Origin of the sequence: Sphingomonas sp. PAMC26645 (assembly GCF_004795835.1) — a bacterium.
Lineage (GTDB): Bacteria > Pseudomonadota > Alphaproteobacteria > Sphingomonadales > Sphingomonadaceae > Sphingomonas.
The window spans coordinates 687660-704086 of sequence record NZ_CP039249.1; the positions used below are offsets into that span (position 1 = coordinate 687660).

At 66.4% G+C, this 16427-nt stretch carries 16 protein-coding genes; 10 read left to right on the top strand and 6 right to left on the bottom strand.

What is annotated here, in order from left to right; translation table 11 throughout:
• Positions 1-45 precede the first annotated feature (45 nt).
• On the top strand, positions 46-1329 hold the full coding sequence (gene murA / locus E5673_RS03360) for a UDP-N-acetylglucosamine 1-carboxyvinyltransferase (RefSeq protein ID WP_136188932.1): 1284 nt from the start codon (positions 46-48) through the stop codon (positions 1327-1329).
• 402 nt (positions 1330-1731) lie between these two features.
• Here murA and phbB read toward each other — a convergent pair whose 3' ends face one another.
• The 4 genes from phbB to E5673_RS03380 all read right to left on the bottom strand — a co-directional run bounded on the left by phbB (position 1732) and on the right by E5673_RS03380 (position 7524).
• Positions 1732-2454 (bottom strand): acetoacetyl-CoA reductase, encoded by a 723-nt coding sequence (gene phbB, locus E5673_RS03365; protein WP_056066403.1) that lies wholly within the window; start codon positions 2452-2454, stop codon positions 1732-1734.
• Between the two features lie 30 nt (positions 2455-2484).
• Complete coding sequence (gene hemH, locus E5673_RS03370; RefSeq protein ID WP_136188933.1) at positions 2485-3492, bottom strand: ferrochelatase; 1008 nt, start codon at positions 3490-3492, stop codon at positions 2485-2487.
• A complete protein-coding gene (locus E5673_RS03375) occupies positions 3489-5675 on the bottom strand; it encodes a molybdopterin cofactor-binding domain-containing protein (RefSeq protein WP_136188934.1) in 2187 nt (728 codons plus the stop codon). Before E5673_RS03375 ends, hemH begins: the two co-directional genes overlap by 4 nt.
• 160 nt (positions 5676-5835) lie before the next feature.
• Positions 5836-7524 carry a class I adenylate-forming enzyme family protein gene (locus E5673_RS03380; RefSeq protein WP_136188935.1) on the bottom strand — a complete coding sequence of 563 codons (1689 nt, stop codon included), beginning with the start codon at positions 7522-7524 and terminating at the stop codon, positions 5836-5838.
• 83 nt (positions 7525-7607) lie between these two features.
• Between E5673_RS03380 and lgt the strand changes: the two genes are divergently transcribed.
• The 6 genes from lgt to E5673_RS03410 all read left to right on the top strand — a co-directional run bounded on the left by lgt (position 7608) and on the right by E5673_RS03410 (position 13202).
• Positions 7608-8513: a prolipoprotein diacylglyceryl transferase gene (gene lgt, locus E5673_RS03385; protein ID WP_247599550.1), complete on the top strand. Its 906-nt coding sequence runs from the start codon at positions 7608-7610 to the stop codon at positions 8511-8513.
• A gap of 141 nt (positions 8514-8654) precedes the next feature.
• On the top strand, positions 8655-9692 hold the full coding sequence (locus E5673_RS03390; protein ID WP_247599551.1) for an SAM-dependent methyltransferase: 1038 nt from the start codon (positions 8655-8657) through the stop codon (positions 9690-9692).
• Complete coding sequence (locus tag E5673_RS03395) at positions 9665-10201, top strand: GNAT family N-acetyltransferase (protein WP_348769885.1); 537 nt, start codon at positions 9665-9667, stop codon at positions 10199-10201. The genes E5673_RS03390 and E5673_RS03395 overlap by 28 nt, the downstream gene beginning before the upstream one ends.
• Positions 10202-10360: 159 nt before the next feature.
• Positions 10361-11119, top strand: a complete 759-nt coding sequence (gene pgeF, locus E5673_RS03400; protein ID WP_136188937.1) for a peptidoglycan editing factor PgeF — start codon at positions 10361-10363, stop codon at positions 11117-11119.
• Between the two features lie 77 nt (positions 11120-11196).
• On the top strand, positions 11197-12543 hold the full coding sequence (locus E5673_RS03405; protein ID WP_136188938.1) for a cystathionine gamma-synthase family protein: 1347 nt from the start codon (positions 11197-11199) through the stop codon (positions 12541-12543).
• Positions 12544-12683: 140 nt separating this feature from the next.
• Positions 12684-13202, top strand: coding sequence for a phosphoribosyltransferase domain-containing protein (locus tag E5673_RS03410; protein ID WP_136188939.1), 519 nt, complete (start codon positions 12684-12686; stop codon positions 13200-13202).
• 292 nt (positions 13203-13494) lie between these two features.
• On the opposite strand, the gene E5673_RS03415 is transcribed toward E5673_RS03410, so the two are convergent.
• Entirely contained in the window at positions 13495-13878 is a 384-nt protein-coding gene (locus E5673_RS03415; RefSeq protein ID WP_120301508.1) for a glycine zipper 2TM domain-containing protein, read from the bottom strand.
• 156 nt (positions 13879-14034) lie between these two features.
• Here E5673_RS03415 and E5673_RS03420 point away from each other — a divergent pair, with 156 nt between their 5' ends.
• Positions 14035-15060 (top strand): esterase-like activity of phytase family protein, encoded by a 1026-nt coding sequence (locus E5673_RS03420; protein ID WP_210731799.1) that lies wholly within the window; start codon positions 14035-14037, stop codon positions 15058-15060.
• Between the two features lie 70 nt (positions 15061-15130).
• On the opposite strand, the gene rpmB is transcribed toward E5673_RS03420, so the two are convergent.
• Positions 15131-15430 (bottom strand): 50S ribosomal protein L28, encoded by a 300-nt coding sequence (gene rpmB / locus E5673_RS03425; protein ID WP_056053386.1) that lies wholly within the window; start codon positions 15428-15430, stop codon positions 15131-15133.
• Between the two features lie 182 nt (positions 15431-15612).
• Between rpmB and E5673_RS03430 the strand changes: the two genes are divergently transcribed.
• Entirely contained in the window at positions 15613-15831 is a 219-nt protein-coding gene (locus tag E5673_RS03430) for a hypothetical protein (protein ID WP_056066373.1), read from the top strand.
• Positions 15832-15882: 51 nt separating this feature from the next.
• Positions 15883-16332, top strand: a complete 450-nt coding sequence (locus E5673_RS03435) for a nucleoside deaminase (RefSeq protein ID WP_247599552.1) — start codon at positions 15883-15885, stop codon at positions 16330-16332.
• The last annotated feature ends 95 nt before the right edge of the window (positions 16333-16427 follow it).

The window sequence follows — 16427 nt, forward strand, 5'->3', positions numbered from 1 at the left end:
ATGCGCGGCCCTTGCGCAGAACGCCAGCCGCGATAGACACCCGGGATGGACCGTATTCTCATTCGCGGCGGCAATCGCCTGTCCGGGCGCTTGCCCATCTCCGGCGCGAAGAACGCCGCGCTCACGCTGATGCCGTGCGCGCTGTTGACCGAAGAGCCGCTGACGCTGCGCAATTTACCGCGGCTGGCGGATGTCGACGGCTTCGGCCACCTGCTCAACCAGCTCGGCGCGTCGACCGCGATCCAAGGGACGCGGCCCGAGGATTTCGGCCGGGTGATGACGATCCGCGCGGGTAACCTGACCTCGACCGAGGCGCCCTACGACATCGTGCGGAAGATGCGCGCGTCGATCCTGGTGCTCGGGCCGCTGCTCGGGCGCGGTGGCGAGGCGACGGTGTCGCTGCCGGGCGGCTGTGCGATCGGCAATCGCCCGATCGACCTCCACCTGCGCGCACTTGAGGCGATCGGTGCCGAGCTCGAGATGGCGGCGGGTTATGTGAAGGCGATCGCGCCGGGCGGACGTCTGCCGGGCGGCCGCTTCCGCTTCCCGATCGTGTCGGTCGGCGCGACCGAGAACGTCGTGATGGCGGCGGTACTGGCCAAGGGCACGAGCGTGATCGAGAACGCCGCGCGCGAGCCGGAGATCGTCGACCTCTGCAACTGCCTCTTCGCGATGGGCGCGTCGATCGACGGGATCGGCACCGAGACGCTGACGATCGAAGGCCGCGACCGGCTCCACGGCGCGACCTATGCGGTGATGCCCGACCGGATCGAGGCGGGCAGCTATGCGTGCGCGGCGGCGATCACCGGCGGCGACTTGGAACTGGTCGGCGTGGATGTCGCCGACATGGGCGCGACCTTCGATGCGCTGGTCCAGGCGGGCGTGTCGGTGACGCCGACCAAGGACGGCGTGCGCGTCGCGTCCGACGGCGTGCTGAAGCCGCTGACGCTGTCGACCGCGCCATACCCCGGGTTTGCGACGGACATGCAGGCGCAGTTCATGGCGATGCTGTGCAAGGCGGACGGCGCGAGCGTGCTGACCGAGACGATCTTCGAGAACCGCTACATGCACGTGCCGGAACTGGCGCGGATGGGCGCGGATATCCAGGTGCGCGGGCGGACCGCGGTGGTGCGCGGCGTCGACAAGCTGGTCGGCGCGCAGGTGATGGCGACCGACTTGCGGGCTTCGATGAGCTTGATCCTGGCGGGGCTTGCGGCGGATGGCGAGACGTCTGTGGGTCGGGTGTATCACCTGGATCGTGGGTATGAGCGGTTGGAGGAGAAGCTGAGCGCGGTTGGCGCGGATATCGAGCGTGCTAGCGACGGGTGATTGAGGCGGGTGCGTAGGTTGAACGGGCGTTAGCCCTCTCCCCTTCGGGGAGAGGGTTGGGTGAGGGGCGCCACGGGCGACAGCGTTTGGAACTGCCCCTCACCCCGACCCTCTCCCCGAAGGGGAGGGAGCAGATGCCGGGCGTTTGGCGGTGGCATTCTTGTACCTCGCAGATGCTGTAGGGCTAGATTTAAGCAGCGCTACCGTTTCGCGTTCCCCCGCGAAGGCGGGGCCCCAGGATCCAGCAAGGCCGTCCTTGGTAATCCGGTAGACATATACTCAGCGCCGCCGGCAAAGCCGCCGTCGGACGGGTTCGGTGAACCGACCCGCCGGCCGTGCCGGGCGCTGCCCGCTTCGCTTTCGCTTGCTGACAACGGCTGCGCTTTGCGCTGCCTGCGCCCGTCAGTACATGTGCTGACCGCCATTGATGCTCAACGTCGAGCCGGTGACGAATCCGCCCTCTTCCGAACACAGGAACGCCACCCCGCGCGCGATCTCGGTAGCTTGGCCAAGCCGCCCGACTGGGATCTTCGCCACGATCTTCTCCAGCACGTCGGCCGGCACCGCCGCCACCATGTCCGTATCGATATACCCCGGTGCGATCGCGTTTACCGTCACGCCCGCCCGCGCGCCTTCCTGCGCCAAGGCCTTCGTGAAGCCGTGGATGCCGGACTTGGCCGCAGCATAGTTCACCTGGCCGTATTGCCCGGCCTGCCCATTGATCGAGCCGATATTGACGATCCGTCCCCATTTGCGTGTACGCATGCCGGGGAACACCGCCTTGGCCATGTTGAAACACCCGCCGAGATTGGTGTCCATCACCTCTTTCCAATCCTGGTACGTCATCTTCAGGATCGTGCCGTCGCGGGTGATGCCGGCGTTGTTCACGACGATATCGACATCGCCCAGATCGGCGGCGACCTGCGCACAGCCGGCCTGGCACGCATCATAGTCGGCGACGTCCCACTTGTACGCCTTGATCCCGGTGCGCTCGGTGAACTCGCGCGCGCGGTCATCGTTGCCGGCATACGTTGCCGCTACGGTCAGGCCCATGTCCTGCAATGCGAGACTGATCGCTTCGCCGATTCCGCGCGTACCACCGGTTACAATTGCGACGCGTGCCATCAGTCTCTCTCCTCAGTATTTTGTGGGAGGCTAACCAGCCCGCACCCATCCTTCAAGCTCGCGCGCCAAAATGCTGCGCAACATTTCCACGCCGACCGGGCTGTCGTTGAGGCAGGGGAGATAGGCGAAGTGGGTGCCGCCAGCCTCTTCGAAGCTCTCGCGACCGCGGATCGACAGTTCCTCTAGCGTCTCCAGGCAATCGGCGGAGAAGCCCGGCGCGAAGATCGCTACCTTGGTCTTGCCCGCCTTGGCGAGCGCGACGAGCGTCTCGTCGGTCGCCGGCCCGAGCCACTTCTGCGGCCCGAACCGCGACTGGAACGCGATCGTCAGCTCGCGGCCCATCCGCTCGCCGAGCAACCGCGCGGTCTTCTGGCAGTGGCAGTGATACGGATCGCCCTGCTGCAACGTCCGTTTCGGCATCCCGTGGAAGCTGGCCACGATCGCGTCGGGGGTAAAGTCGAGCGCCGACAGCCCCTCTTCGAGCGAGTCCTTCAGCGCCTCGATATAGCGCGTGTCGTCATAGTAAGGCGGCAGCGTGCGGATCGCCGGCTGCCAGCGCAGACCGGCGAGATGCTTGAACGCCTTGTCGTTCGCGGTCGCGGTCGTTGCTGCGCAATATTGCGGGTAGAGCGGCGCGAGCAGGATGCGTTCGCAGCCCGCCGCCTTCATCGCGGTCAGCCGGTCCGAGATCGACGGATTGCCGTAGCGCATCGCCCAGTCGACCAGCACTTCCGGCCCGAACGAATCCTTCAGCGCGGCCGCCTGCAACCGCGTGATCGCGGCAAGCGGCGAACCGTCCTCGCGCCAGACTTGCGAATAGGCGTGGGCGGACTTTTTCGGGCGGGTGTTGAGGATGATGCCGCGCAGGATCGGCTGCCACGCGATCTGCGGGATCTCGACGACGCGCGAATCGGACAGGAACTCGCCGAGATAGCGCTTCACCGATTTCGCATCGGGGCCATCGGGGGTGCCGAGGTTCATCAGCAGAACGCCGATCTTGGGTTTCGGAATCGGGGGATGATCGGGGGGCAGGGTCATGGCGCTGGTCTTAAAGGCAAATTGCGGATGCGGAAGCCCGTTGACGCATAGAGCGCGTTGGCGATCGCCGGCGCGACCGCGGGGACGCCGAGTTCGCCGACGCCGCCGGGCGCTTCGTCGCTGCGGATCACCTCGACCGTGATGTCGGGTGTGTCGGCGAGCCTTGGCAGGCCGATCGTGTCGAACCCGCGTGCGTCGGCGAGGCCGCGGGTGAAACCGGTCGATGCGCCGAGTGCGGCGGCCATGCCGAAGATCAGCCCACCCTCGATCTGTTGGCGAACGATGTCGGGGTTGATCTGCGCACCGCAATCGACCGCGGCGACGAGGCGGTCGACCACCAGCCGCTGGTCGGGGCCGATGTGCGCCTCCGCCATGACCGCGATGTAGCTGCCGCGGAACGCGTGGGCGGCGATGCCCTGGCCGCTGCCGGCGACGCCGCCGTCCCAGCCGCCGAGCGCCGCCGCGGTCGACAGGCAGCGCGCGAGTCTCGGTTCGCCGCCGAGCATGGCAATGCGAAACGACATCGGTTCGGACTGGGCCACGCGCGCGAGTTCGTCGAGAAAGCATTCGGTGAAGAACGCGGTGTAGCCATGCGCGCCGCCGCGGAGGTGGCCGGTCGGGATGCCGATCTCGGAGGGGTGATGCTCGATCGCGTAGGCGGGGATGCGATAGACGGGCGCCGCGCCCGCGACGGCGTAGCGGTCGCCTTTGACGCCGATCAGCGCGGCTTCGGTCGCGAGGCCCGGCATCATCCGGCGTGCCATCTCGGCGCCGGTCGAGGGGGCGGCGATGTTCGCGCTCCAGCCCATGATCGCGCCGTTGGGGGCGAGCCGTGCGGCCATCTTTGCGACCGCGGGTGGGCGGTAGTGATCGTGGAGCGAATCCTCGCCGCGCGACCAGACGAGGCTGACCGGGCGACGGAGTTTGACCGCGAGCACCGCCGCCTGTTCTGCGACATCGTGTTCGAGCGCGGCGCCGAACGATCCGCCGATGAGCATCGGATGGACGACGACGGCGTCTTCGCTGAGGCCCGTCGCGCGTGCCGCTGCCGATCGTGCGAGCCCCGGCGCTTGCGTTGCCAGCCAGAGTTCGAGGCGGCCGTTGGAGAAAGAGGCGGTCGCGCTGCGGGTCTCGATCGCTACGTGCAGGCCGAAGCCCGTGCGGTAGGTCGCGGTGACGAGCTTGGCGCCCTGGAAGGTTGCGGCGACATCTCCCGCGGAGGCCATCTGCGTTCCTGGACGGATTAGCGCGGCGTCCAGTGCTGCGTCGATCGACCTGGTATCGGGGAGGGGAGCGTCGTTCTCGAATCGCGGGGCGAGGGCGTCGAGCGCCTTTTGTGCGGCCCACCCTGTTGTCGCGACGGCTGCGACCCAGCGCGGGTTCTCGACCACCGACAGCACGCCGCGGATCCGGTCGGCGGCAGCGCGGTCGACCCTAGTCAGGCGACCGCCGACGGGGCCTTGGCGGATCGCGGCGTGGACCATGTCGGCAAGGCGGACGTCGCCGGCGAAATTGGCCGAGCCGTCGACTTTCGAGGGTGTGTCGAGGCGGGGGACGGATTTGCCGACCAGCTTGCCTGCACCCTGGATGCCGAGTGGGAGGGGATCGGGGAGCGTGAACTTCGCGGCCTCTTCGGCGAGTTCGGCGAAGCGGATGCGCTTGGTTTGGTAGGTGCAGAAGCCGGCGTCGACGTTGACCTGGGTCCAGTCGGCGTCCCAGCGTTTTGCCGCCGCCATGCAGAGCAGCGCGCGGGCGCCTGCGCCGGCCTCGCGGCAGGCTTGTTCGAACATCCGGATCGAGCTCGATCCGCCGGTCAGCATCGGTGGCTGCGTCGTGCCTTGCGGGAGGCGGTCGAGCAGACCTTCGAACAGGTCGCGTGTGCCGATCGGGTTGGCGTAGAGCGGGTTGAGGGGGGCGGGCTCGACGCCGATCGTGCGCCAGTCCGCGCCGAGCTCGTCCGCGACGATCTGGGGGAGCGTCGTGTAGACGCCCTGGCCGTGTTCGACCTGCGGGACGGCGACGGTGACATGGCCGTCGGTACCGATCTTGAGCCATGCGCCGAACGGGGTTTCGCCGGGGTTGGCGACGAGGTTTGGGGCGTAGGTTCGTGGCCAGAGGCTCCAGGCGACGACGAGGCCGATCCCTGCGCCGCCGCCGACGAGTATGCTGCGCCTGTTGATCATGAGGGGGCTCTAATCCTTCTCCCCCACGGGGAGAAGGTGGCGCGGCAGCGTCGGATGAGGGGGAGTGGGTCTCCGGGACTGTGCCGGGAGTCTCACTGCCCCTCTCCCTTCCGTCGCCAAGCGGCTCCTCCCTCCCTCTCCCCGGAGGGGCGAGGGACTTTTAGGCCAGGGCTCTATACGTGGCCTTGAGCGAGACCTTGTCGATCTTCTCCGTCCCCAGTCTTGGCAGCGGCTCTTCCGAAATCCAGATCCGCTGCGGTATCTTGAACGCGGCGATATGCTGGTGGAGGAACGCAGTCAGGTCGTCCGGGGTCAGCGTCTCGCCGTCCTGCGGCACGACCACCGCGCCGGGGAATTCGCCGAATCGCTCGTCCGCTAGCCCGAAGACCGCAGCCTCCGCGACCGCTGAGTGTTCGTACAACGCAGCCTCGACCTCCTGGCACGAGATGTTCTCGCCGCCGCGGATGATGATGTCTTTCTTGCGGTCGACGATGAACAGATAGCCGTCCTCGTCGAGGTAGCCGATGTCGCCGGTGCGGAAATAGCCATCCGACGTGAACGCTGCGGCGGTGGCGTCGGGGCGGTTCCAATATTCCTTGAAGTTGCAGATCGTGCGGATGCAGACCTCGCCTCGCTGGCCCTGGTCGAGCGGGTGACCGGCATCGTCGAGGATCGCGAGGTCGACCAATGGCGCGCCGGGGCGGCCGGCGGAATTGGGCTTGGCGAGATAATTGCCGCGCCAGTTGCCGGTGCCGACCGCGTTGGTCTCGGTCAGGCCATAGCCGATTAGCGGTGCGCTGCCGCCCATCTCCTCGTCGATGCGGCGGACGTGATCGACCGGGCGGGGTGCGCCCCCCGCGGCGAAATCGGTGACGGTCGACAGGTCGTAGTTCGCGCGGTCGGGGTGGTTGAGGATCTCGAAGCTCATTAGCGGCACGCCGACGAAATAGGTGACGCCCTCCGCCTCGATCAGCCGCATCGCTTCGCCTGCATCCCATTTCGGCATCAGCACGAGCTTTCGCCCCATCGCGAAGCTCTGGAGGAAGACCGGCACTTCGCCCGTGATGTGGAACAGCGGGATCGTCAGCAGCGTGACCGGCTGGCCGACCGGCGGATTGCCTTGCGCGGTGGCGATCCCGACCATCATCATCGCCTGGCCGAGATAATTGAAGATCCCCTGCACGACCGCGCGATGTTCGGAGAGCGCACCCTTCGACTGGCCGGTCGAGCCGCTGGTGAACAGGATGGTGGCATGATCCTCCGGCCCGAGCAGCGGGAGGTCGGCGGTGTGATCGTCTTTCGCGAACACGGTTCCAAGCGCAGCGTCGAGTTCGCGCGAATCGTCGATCTCGACCACCGGCGCGCGTAGACCTGCGATCTGCGCGAGTCGCTTCACGCGGGGCGGGTCGGCGAAGACTAGCGTGCAATCGACCTCGCCGATCGCGGTCTCCAGCTCCTCCGACTGCCACCAGCCGTTGAGCAGGGTCGCGACGCCGCCGGCCATGATGATGCCCATGTAGAGGACGATCCAAGACGGCGAGTTGCGCATCGCGATGCCGACTCGGTCGCCTTTTTCGATGCCGTAGCCGCTGACGAGGGCGCGGGCGGTGCGCTCGGCGGCGGCGTAGACTTGGCCGAAGGTTAGTCGTTCGTTCCCTGCGACGAGGAAGACGGCGTCGCGGTGCTCGTTGGCGTAGTGTGCGAAATAATAGCTGAGCGCGGGCGGGGCGGCGGCGATTGTCGGCAGCGTGACGCCGAACCGCTCGGCCGATCCGAGCGCGAGCATGCCGTTGGGCGCGGTCAGCGCGGCCATCGTCGAATCCATAGCCAGGTCCAGCTCGGTCCGCATATCGCTCTCCTACTGTGGGCTTATCGCCCTTGGTCTTATCAAGTCCGGCCTTTATGCAGGGGCGAACGCGTGGGGAAAAGCCTTTGATCCTGTCGACCATCACCGCCGCTGCGGGCGCCGTAGCGCCTGCCGTCGGCAGTCACATCCGTTTCGAGGATCTGGGGCTGCACCCCGACGTCTTCTCGATCGGCTTCTTCACGCTGCGCTGGTACAGCCTTGCCTATATCGGCGGGATCCTGCTCGGCTGGTGGTATCTGCTGAAGCTGCTCGCCCAGCCCGGCGCACCGATGGCGCGGCGGCATGCCGACGACCTGGTGTTCTACGCGACGCTCGGCATCATCCTCGGCGGGCGGCTCGGGTATGTGATCTTCTATGCGCCCGAGATGTTCCTGCATCCCTTGCGGATCTTCCGGCTCTGGGATGGCGGCATGTCGTTCCACGGTGGCGTCATCGGCACGTCGATCGGGCTGATCTTGTTTGCGCGAAAGCATCAGCTCAACTGGCTGCTCGTGCACGATTATATCGCGTGCTGCGTACCGTTCGGGCTGTTCTTCGGGCGGCTGGCGAACTTCGTGAATGGCGAACTGTGGGGCAAGCCGACCGATGTTGCGTGGGGGATCATCTTCGAGCGCACGGTGCCGTTCGGCATGGTCGAGCCGGCGCGGCATCCGAGTCAGCTATACGAGGCGGGGCTGGAGGGCGTGGTCCTGTTCGCGCTGCTCTGGTTCGCGTTCTGGAAGACCAAGGCGCGGTACGATCCGGGCAAGCTCGTCGGGTTGTTCGTGCTGGGGTACGGGATCGCGCGGTTTACCGTGGAGTTCTTCCGCGAGCCGGATTCGCAGCTGCGGGCGTTTGCCGAGCATACCGGGCTGCACATGGGGCAGTGGTTGTGCGTGCCGATGATCGTCGGTGGCGCGTATCTGGTGGCGACATCGGCCAAGCGGCGCGTGCGGGTCGAGCCGATCGCGGGGACGGCGAGCGTCGCCTGACGCCCCTTCCTTCGAATAGAAGCACCACCCCGGCGGAGGCCGGGGCCCAAGTGGAACGTCCATAGTGACATGCGTTGCGCGTCGTTACATCGACCTTCCCAATTGGGCCCCGGCCTCCGCCGGGGTGGTAGAGAGGTTCAGATGACCGACACCGCCCTTCCCGAACGCCTCGCCCGAGCGATCGCGCTCGCAGGTCCGATCCCCGTCGCGCAGTATATGGCGGCGGCGAACGCGCACTATTATGCGACGCACGATCCGCTGGGGGCGGGGGGCGACTTCACCACCGCGCCCGAGATCAGCCAGATGTTCGGCGAGCTTGTCGGCCTCTGGTGCGCCGATCTATGGGACCGCGCCGGACGGCCGGACGTGGCGTGGGTCGAGCTCGGGCCGGGCCGCGGGACGCTTGCCGCGGACGCCATGCGCGCGATGACTAAGGCTGGGCTCACGCCCCCCGTACATTTCGTCGAGACCAGCCCGGCGTTGCGAAAAGCTCAAGCCGAGCGCGTGCCGGACGCGACGTGGCACGACGCGGTCGACACGCTGCCCACCGATCGCCCGCTGATCGTCGTCGCCAACGAGTTCTTCGATGCGCTGCCCATCCGCCAGCTCGTCAAGCGCGAGCAATGGCACGAACGCCTGGTCGCGGCACAGGACTTGCTGTTCCTGCCGATCGCCGGCAAGCCGCTGCCTGATGCGGTCATCCCCGAGCCGTTCCGCGACGCCCCCGCAGGCTCGATCCTGGAAACCTCGCCTGCAGCCGTGACGATCATTCGCGGTCTCGCTAAGCGGATCGCCGCGCAGGGCGGTGCGCTGATCGCGGTCGACTATGGCTATGAGGGGCCGGCGCTCGGCGACACGTTGCAGGCGGTGCGTAGGCATGCGTTCGCCAATCCGTTCGAGGCGCCGGGCGAGCACGACCTGACTGCGCATGTCGACTTCACCACGCTCGCCGCCGCGGCACAGGCCGAGGGTGCGGTGGCGTGGGGGCCGGTGACGCAACGCGACCTGCTCGGTGCGCTCGGGATCGATTCGCGGACGTCGGCGCTCGCCAAGGCGTCGCCTGCGCGGGCGGAGGCATTGGCGGCGGATCGGAGGAGGTTGATGGACGACATGGGTACGCTCTTCAAAGCGCTCGCGATCACCGCGCCGACTTGGCCGATCCCGGCGGCGTTTGCATGATCGCCTATCGCAATGCGGTGCCTGCCGACGGTGCAGAACTCGCTGCAATGGCGAAGCGGTCGTTTACCGACACGTTCGGTACGCTGTATCGCCCTGAAGATCTTGCCGCCTTCCTCGACCAGACGTTCGGCGAGACGGGGTTGCCGGCTCAACTGTCCGACCCTGCCTTCACGGTGCGCGTCGCGGTAGACGCGGCGGGTGCGATCGTCGGGTTTGCGAAGATCGGCCCGGTGGCGTTTCCTGGCGATTGGCCTGCGTCCGCGATCGAACTTCATCAGCTTTACGTGCGGGGTGACCAGCATGGTGCGGGTGTCGGCCCTGCGTTGATGGAGTGGGCGATTGATGTTGCGCGCGCCGATGGGCGGACGGAAATGATCCTGAGCGTGTATGTGGATAACCACCGGGCTCACCGGTTCTATCAGCGCTACGGCTTCGTCGAAATCGGGCGGTATTTGTTCATGGTTGGGGAGCAGCCTGACGATGACCGAATCATGCGGCTCGTGTTGTGATGGTCGGTGCTACCAGCATCGCGCGGAACGGTACCACCCCGGCGGAGGCCGGGGCCCAATTGGAAAGGTCGCAGTAATGTTGCGCAGTCCCCTGTTAGCAACGTCCCCCAATTGGGCCCCGGCCTTCGCCGGGGTGGAGCTATGGGAGGGGCGGTCGCTATGACCATCGACGCGATCAGGGCGAAGGGGCTTGGCGACATCCCGCATGGCTTTCTCGGCCGGCGTGGCGGCGTCTCGACTGGCGCGTATGCGAGTCTCAACGTCGGCATCGGATCCGACGACGACCCTGCCAGCATCGCAGAGAACCGCCGCCGGGCGAGCGAGGCGGTACTGCCGGGCGCGAGACTCGTCGGTCTCTACCAGGTCCATTCCGCCGACGCGGTCACCGTGATCGAGCCGTTCGGCGACGCGATCCGTCCACACGCGGATGCGCTGGTCACCAACCGTCCCGGCCTTGCACTCGGCATCCTCACCGCGGACTGCGCGCCCGTATTGTTCGCCGACCGTGAAGCCGGCGTCGTCGCGGCCGCGCATGCTGGGTGGAAGGGTGCGCTCGGCGGCGTCACCGATGCGACGATCCTCGCAATGGAGGCGATCGGTGCGCACCGCGACCGGATCGTCGCTGCGGTCGGGCCGTGTATCGCGCGCGCCAGCTACGAGGTCGACGACGGCTTCATCCGCCGGTTCTGCGAGGCGGATCCGGAGAACGAACGCTTCTTCGCGGACGGTCGTGCTGATCACTACCAGTTCGACCTGGAGGCCTATGTCGTCAGCCGGCTCGCGGTCGCCGGGATCGGCCGGATCGAGGCGCTCGGGCTCGACACGTACACCGATGACGATCGCTTCTTCAGCTATCGGCGCGCGACCCATCGCGGCGAGCCCTCCTATGGGCGCCAGATCAGCATCATCGGCCTGTAACGGCTCCCAAAGCCCTCGCCGGTCGTTTAGGCTCCGAACATCGGCTCGCATAAGACGGGCCACGCAGGAGCATATTGATGTCCGATACCCCCGAAAACGCCGGCGCAGTCCCCGCCGAAACCGAAGCGGACCTGACCGGCGTCGCCGCGCGCGTCGCGCCGAAGCCCGAGGTCGAGAAGATCGGCGGGCGGAAACTGAAGCCGTCGACCTTGATGATGGGGCACGGTTACGATCCCGCGCTGTCAGAAGGCTCGCTGAAGCCGCCGATCTTCCTCACCTCGACCTTCGTGTTCCCCAACGCGGCAGCGGGCAAGCGTCACTTCGAGGGCGTTACCGGCAAGCGTCCGGGCGGTGCCGAGGGTCTCGTCTATTCGCGTTTCAACGGGCCGAACCAGGAGATCCTCGAGGATCGCCTCGGCGTGTGGGAAGAGGCGGAGGACGCGCTCGCTTTCTCGTCGGGCATGTCGGCGATCGCGACGCTGTTCCTCGCGATGGTCAAGCCGGGCGACACGATCGTTCATTCGGGACCGTTGTACGCGGCGACCGAGACGCTGATCGGTCGCGTGCTCGGCAAGTTCGGGGTCAAGTGGCTCGACTTCCCGGCGGGTGCGACTCGTGAAGAGATCGATGCGGTGATGACCGAGGCGGCGACCGGCAACGTCGCGCTGATCTATCTGGAAAGCCCGGCGAACCCGACTAACGCGCTGGTCGATGTCGAGGCGGTCGCGGCCAGCCGTGACGCCATTTTCAAGGGTGAAAAGCCGCCGATCGCGATTGACAACACGTTCCTCGGGCCGCTGTGGTTCCAGCCGCTCAAGCATGGCGCGGATATCGTCGTCTACTCGCTGACCAAGTATGTCGGCGGGCATTCGGATCTGGTCGCGGGCGGCGTGCTGGGGTCGAAGGAGCATATCAACACGATCCGGACGATGCGCAACACGATCGGGACGATCACCGATCCGAACACCGCGTGGATGCTGTTGCGGTCGCTGGAGACTCTCGAACTGCGGATGAGCCGCGCGGGCGAGAATGCCGCGAAGGTCTGCGCTTTTCTCCGTCACCATCCGAAGGTGGAGCGGGTCGCGTATCTCGGCTTCCTCGAGAACGAGCCGGGTATGGAGCGGCAGGCGGATATCTATCGTCGCCATTGCACCGGCGGCGGTTCGACCTTCTCGCTGTACCTCAAGGGCGGCGAGCGTGAGAGCTTCGCGTTCCTCGATGCGCTGAAGATCGCCAAGCTGGCGGTGTCGTTGGGTGGGACCGAGACGTTGGCTAGCCATCCGGCTGGGATGACGCATCTGTCGGTGCCCGATGCGCGCAAGCAGGCGCTGGGGATCACGGATAATCTGGTGCGGATATCGATCGGGGTGGAGGATCCGGACGATCTGATCGCCGATTTCGAGCAGGCGCTGGATACGATCTAAATCTGAAAGGGCGTCTGCTATATCTTGTTCTCCCGCGAAGGCGGGAGCCCAGTCTGGGCCCCCGCCTTCGCGGGGAAACAACAGAGCGATGTGGCGGGTTTTGGGTGAAGTCTTCGCCCTGACCCGCTAGCATCCAACCGATGCCGATCTTTACCCCTATCCGTCAGCACGAGTTCGTCGCTGCCGTGCACATCCTCGCCGCCAAGCTGGTCGAGGATACCGAGTGGAAACCCGATTACATCATCGGCATCGGCCGTGGCGGGCTCGTGCCGGCGGTATTCCTCAGCCACGCGATCGGGTTGCCGACGTTGTCGGTCGATTATTCGAGCCAGGTGAAGGACTTTGCCGACGAGCCGCTGGTGAAACTTGCCGCGCGGACTCGAGGGGGCGAGCGGCTGCTGTTTGTCGACGACATCAATGATTCGGGGCGGACGATTACGCATCTGCGTGGTGCGCTGACGGCGGCTGGAGCGGTCAAGGGCGCGGTGCGGTTTGCGATGTTGATCGATAACGTCAGTTCGGCGGAGCGGATCGAGTATTGTGCGCGGACGATCGACCGGACGGTGACGAAGGACTGGTTCGTGTTTCCCTGGGAGGCGGTGGCGCCTGATGCGGCGATTGCCGAGGATGCGGCGGAAGTGCCTGAACGGATAGCGTAATTTCTCGTTCTCCTGCGAACGCAGGAGGCCAGGGTTGCGGGGGCTGGGCTGAGTAACCTTGGATTCCTGCGTTCGCAGGAAAACGATAGACGAACAAAGGGCCGGCTCCCGTACGGGAAGCCGGCCCTCGCCCTCGATACGCTACGCGAGGGAACTGGGAAACTGGTTGGGTGGCTCGAACGGGCGCGACGTCGGCGAAGCCGTCGTCGGTCGGGTCAGGCGATGCCTGCCCGCCGTCCGTGCCGGCGGTTGCTCGACCGCTTTCGCGGCGAGCACCAGCCCGTTACCGGGCTTACCGCCGGCAATACCCGGGGTTATCCGACTTATCGATCGCGTTGCCCGCCAGGCCACCACCGGCCGCGCCCAGGACTGCGCCGAGCGTCCGGTCACCACGACCGGCGATGGTGTGACCGAGCAGGCCGCCGGCGAGTGCGCCGATGATCGTGCCGCCGGTGTTGTCGCATCCGCGACGGCTGCGGGCGTTGTAGCGGCGGTCGTTGCCGCGATACTCGCGATAGCCACGGTCGTAGCCATTGTCGCGGTAGCCGCCACCCTGATAACCATCGTAGCCACGCTCGTAGCGCGAGCCCCAACGCTGCGCATCGGCGGCGGCGGGAACGAGGGCGGTCGCACCCAATGCGAGGGCACTGGCGGCGAGAGTAAAAGTCTTGAACATCGTGCGTCTCCCGTTGGGGATTTCGGCGGCGGCGGGGGCCGTGCTTCCATCCTCGATGAGACGCTTATGAGTGATTCGCATTGAGCTAAGCCTGAATGCCTCCGTTATCCGCTGTTCATGCTTTCGCGGATCGTCGGACACCCTATGAGGGACGCGATGCGGCGCCTGATCACTGTCCTGTTCGTCGCCGTGAGCGTCTGCGCGATCGTGCCGACCTGGTCGGGCGAAGCGCGGCTCGACCTGCTCGGCAAGCGCGCGCAGCTGACCGCGACGCGTGTGATGCTCGACCGCACCGACCCGCGGCATGTGCGCGTCGGTGGGCTTACGTATTTGGGCGGGGTGGCACTCGACAGTCGCGATCCGGCGTTCGGGGGATTCTCTTCGCTCGACGTCGCGCCAGCTGCGACCGGCAACCGCTTCACGCTGCTGAGCGACGGGGGCAACATCGTCCAGTTCGACATGGGCGCCGACTGGCTCCCGCACCGGGTCGTGTTCAAGAACCTGCCCGCGGGGCCCGGCATCGGCTGGGAGAAACGCGACCGCGACAGCGAATCGATGGCGATCGATCCGGTAACCGGGAAGATCTGGGTCGGCTTCGAGGATGACAATTCGATCTGGCGCTATGCTGCGGGGTTCGCGCGGTACGAGGCGCGGGTGATGCCCGAGGCGATGCGGAAATGGCCGTCGAATGGCGGACCCGAATCGATGGCGCGGCTGCCCGATGGACGATTCGTGGTGATCAGCGAGGAGGCACATGTGCGTCGGCCGGACTGGTCTGGGTCGGACGAGGAACGGTTGCACACGCGGCAGGCGCTGATCTTCGCGGGCGATCCGACCGGGACGGGGGTGCCTGAGCGATTCGCGTATGAACCGTTCGGGCGGTCCGATCCGTCGGACGTCACTGCGCTGCCGAATGGCGACCTACTCGTGCTCGATCGTGGTTTCCGACTGCCGTTCACGTTCTCGGCGCGGATATCACGAGTCGCGGCGCGCGACGTGGCTGCGGGGCGAATCGCACGCGGCCGCCTGATCGCGACGATCGATGCGCCGCTGATCCACGACAATTTCGAGGGGATCGACACGACGGTCGAGAACGGCGCGACGATCGTGTGGATCGTGTCGGACGACAACCAGATGTTTCTCCAGCGCACGCTGCTGCTGAAGTTCAGGCTGGATCGCTAGCCTACAAACGCAGACGGCCCGCCCTGCGAGGTGCAGGGCGGGCCGCGGTTATCGCAGTACGACGTCGCTGTTAAGCGGCGACGGCCGATGCTGCGATCTTCTTGACGACTTCGCGCTTGAGGCGACGAACGCGGAGCGACAGCTTGTCGTCCGAGACCTTCACCAGCCAGTTGTCGAGGCCACCGTTATGCTCGACGGTACGCAGGCCGTGCGTCGAGACGCGCAGCTTGACGCCCTTCTCGAGCGAATCGGACAGCAGCGTGACGTTCTGCAGGTTCGGCAGGAACGTGCGCTTGGTCTTGTTGTTGGCGTGGGAGACGTTGTTCCCGACCATCCGGCCCTTGCCGGTCAGTTCGCAGATGCGCGACATGTGATTACCTATTCAAGTGTCGGGAGGAACCCCGGAAAGGCGCGCGGATAGCTGGCACGCCGGCTTTCGTCAACCGATTCACGTAAAACGTGGCTCCGGTTGTCCGCAATGGGCATTGTGCAACCCACGGCGATCGACGACGTTGTTACGCTATCGAACTGTTCAATAAAAGGGGATGTCCCATGCGTACGCTCTTGTCTCTCGTCGCGATCGCCGTGCTGGTCGTGGTCGGCCTGATGTATTTCGGGATCATCAACATCGACCAGACCCGCCAGGGCGTGGTCCAGGCACCGAAGTTCCAGGCCGACGTTGCCAAGGTCACGCTCGGCACCGAGAACAAGACGGTCGCCGTCCCGACGATCAACGTCGAGAAGCCGGGCAACAGCCAGGCACCGAACTGATCTTTACGCGGGTGTTTACGTGGGGCGGGCGGCGGGGCAGGGCCTGAGGCCATGTTCCCCGTCCCCGAACCCATGCGCCGCGCGCTCGACGCGGCACGCGATGCGGCGCTGGCTGGGGAAGTCCCGGTCGGCGCCGTTGTCGTTAAGGACGGCGTGATTATCGCGACGGGGGCGAATGCGCCGCGGGCGTTGTGCGATCCGACTGCGCATGCAGAAATCCAAGCGATTCGCGCCGCGGCGCTGACCCTGGGCAGCGATCGGCTAGAAGGCTGCGACCTTTGGGTGACGCTGGAGCCTTGCGCGATGTGCGCCGGGGCGATCGCGCATGCTCGGATCTCGCGGCTCTATTATGGGGCGGCGGATGCGAAGGGCGGGGCGGTGGAGCATGGGCCGCGGTTTTTCGGCCAGCCGACGTGTCATCATCGGCCTGAGATTTATGCGGGGATTGCGGAGACCGAGGCGGCGGGGATCCTGCGGGAGTTCTTTGCGAGTCGCCGGTAGGGGCAGCGCGTTTCCGTGATCCTCTCCGCAAGGGGGAGGTGGCGCCGAAAGCGGGGGAGGGGGGACGCCGCAACAGCGGTAATCGCTGCCCTCCC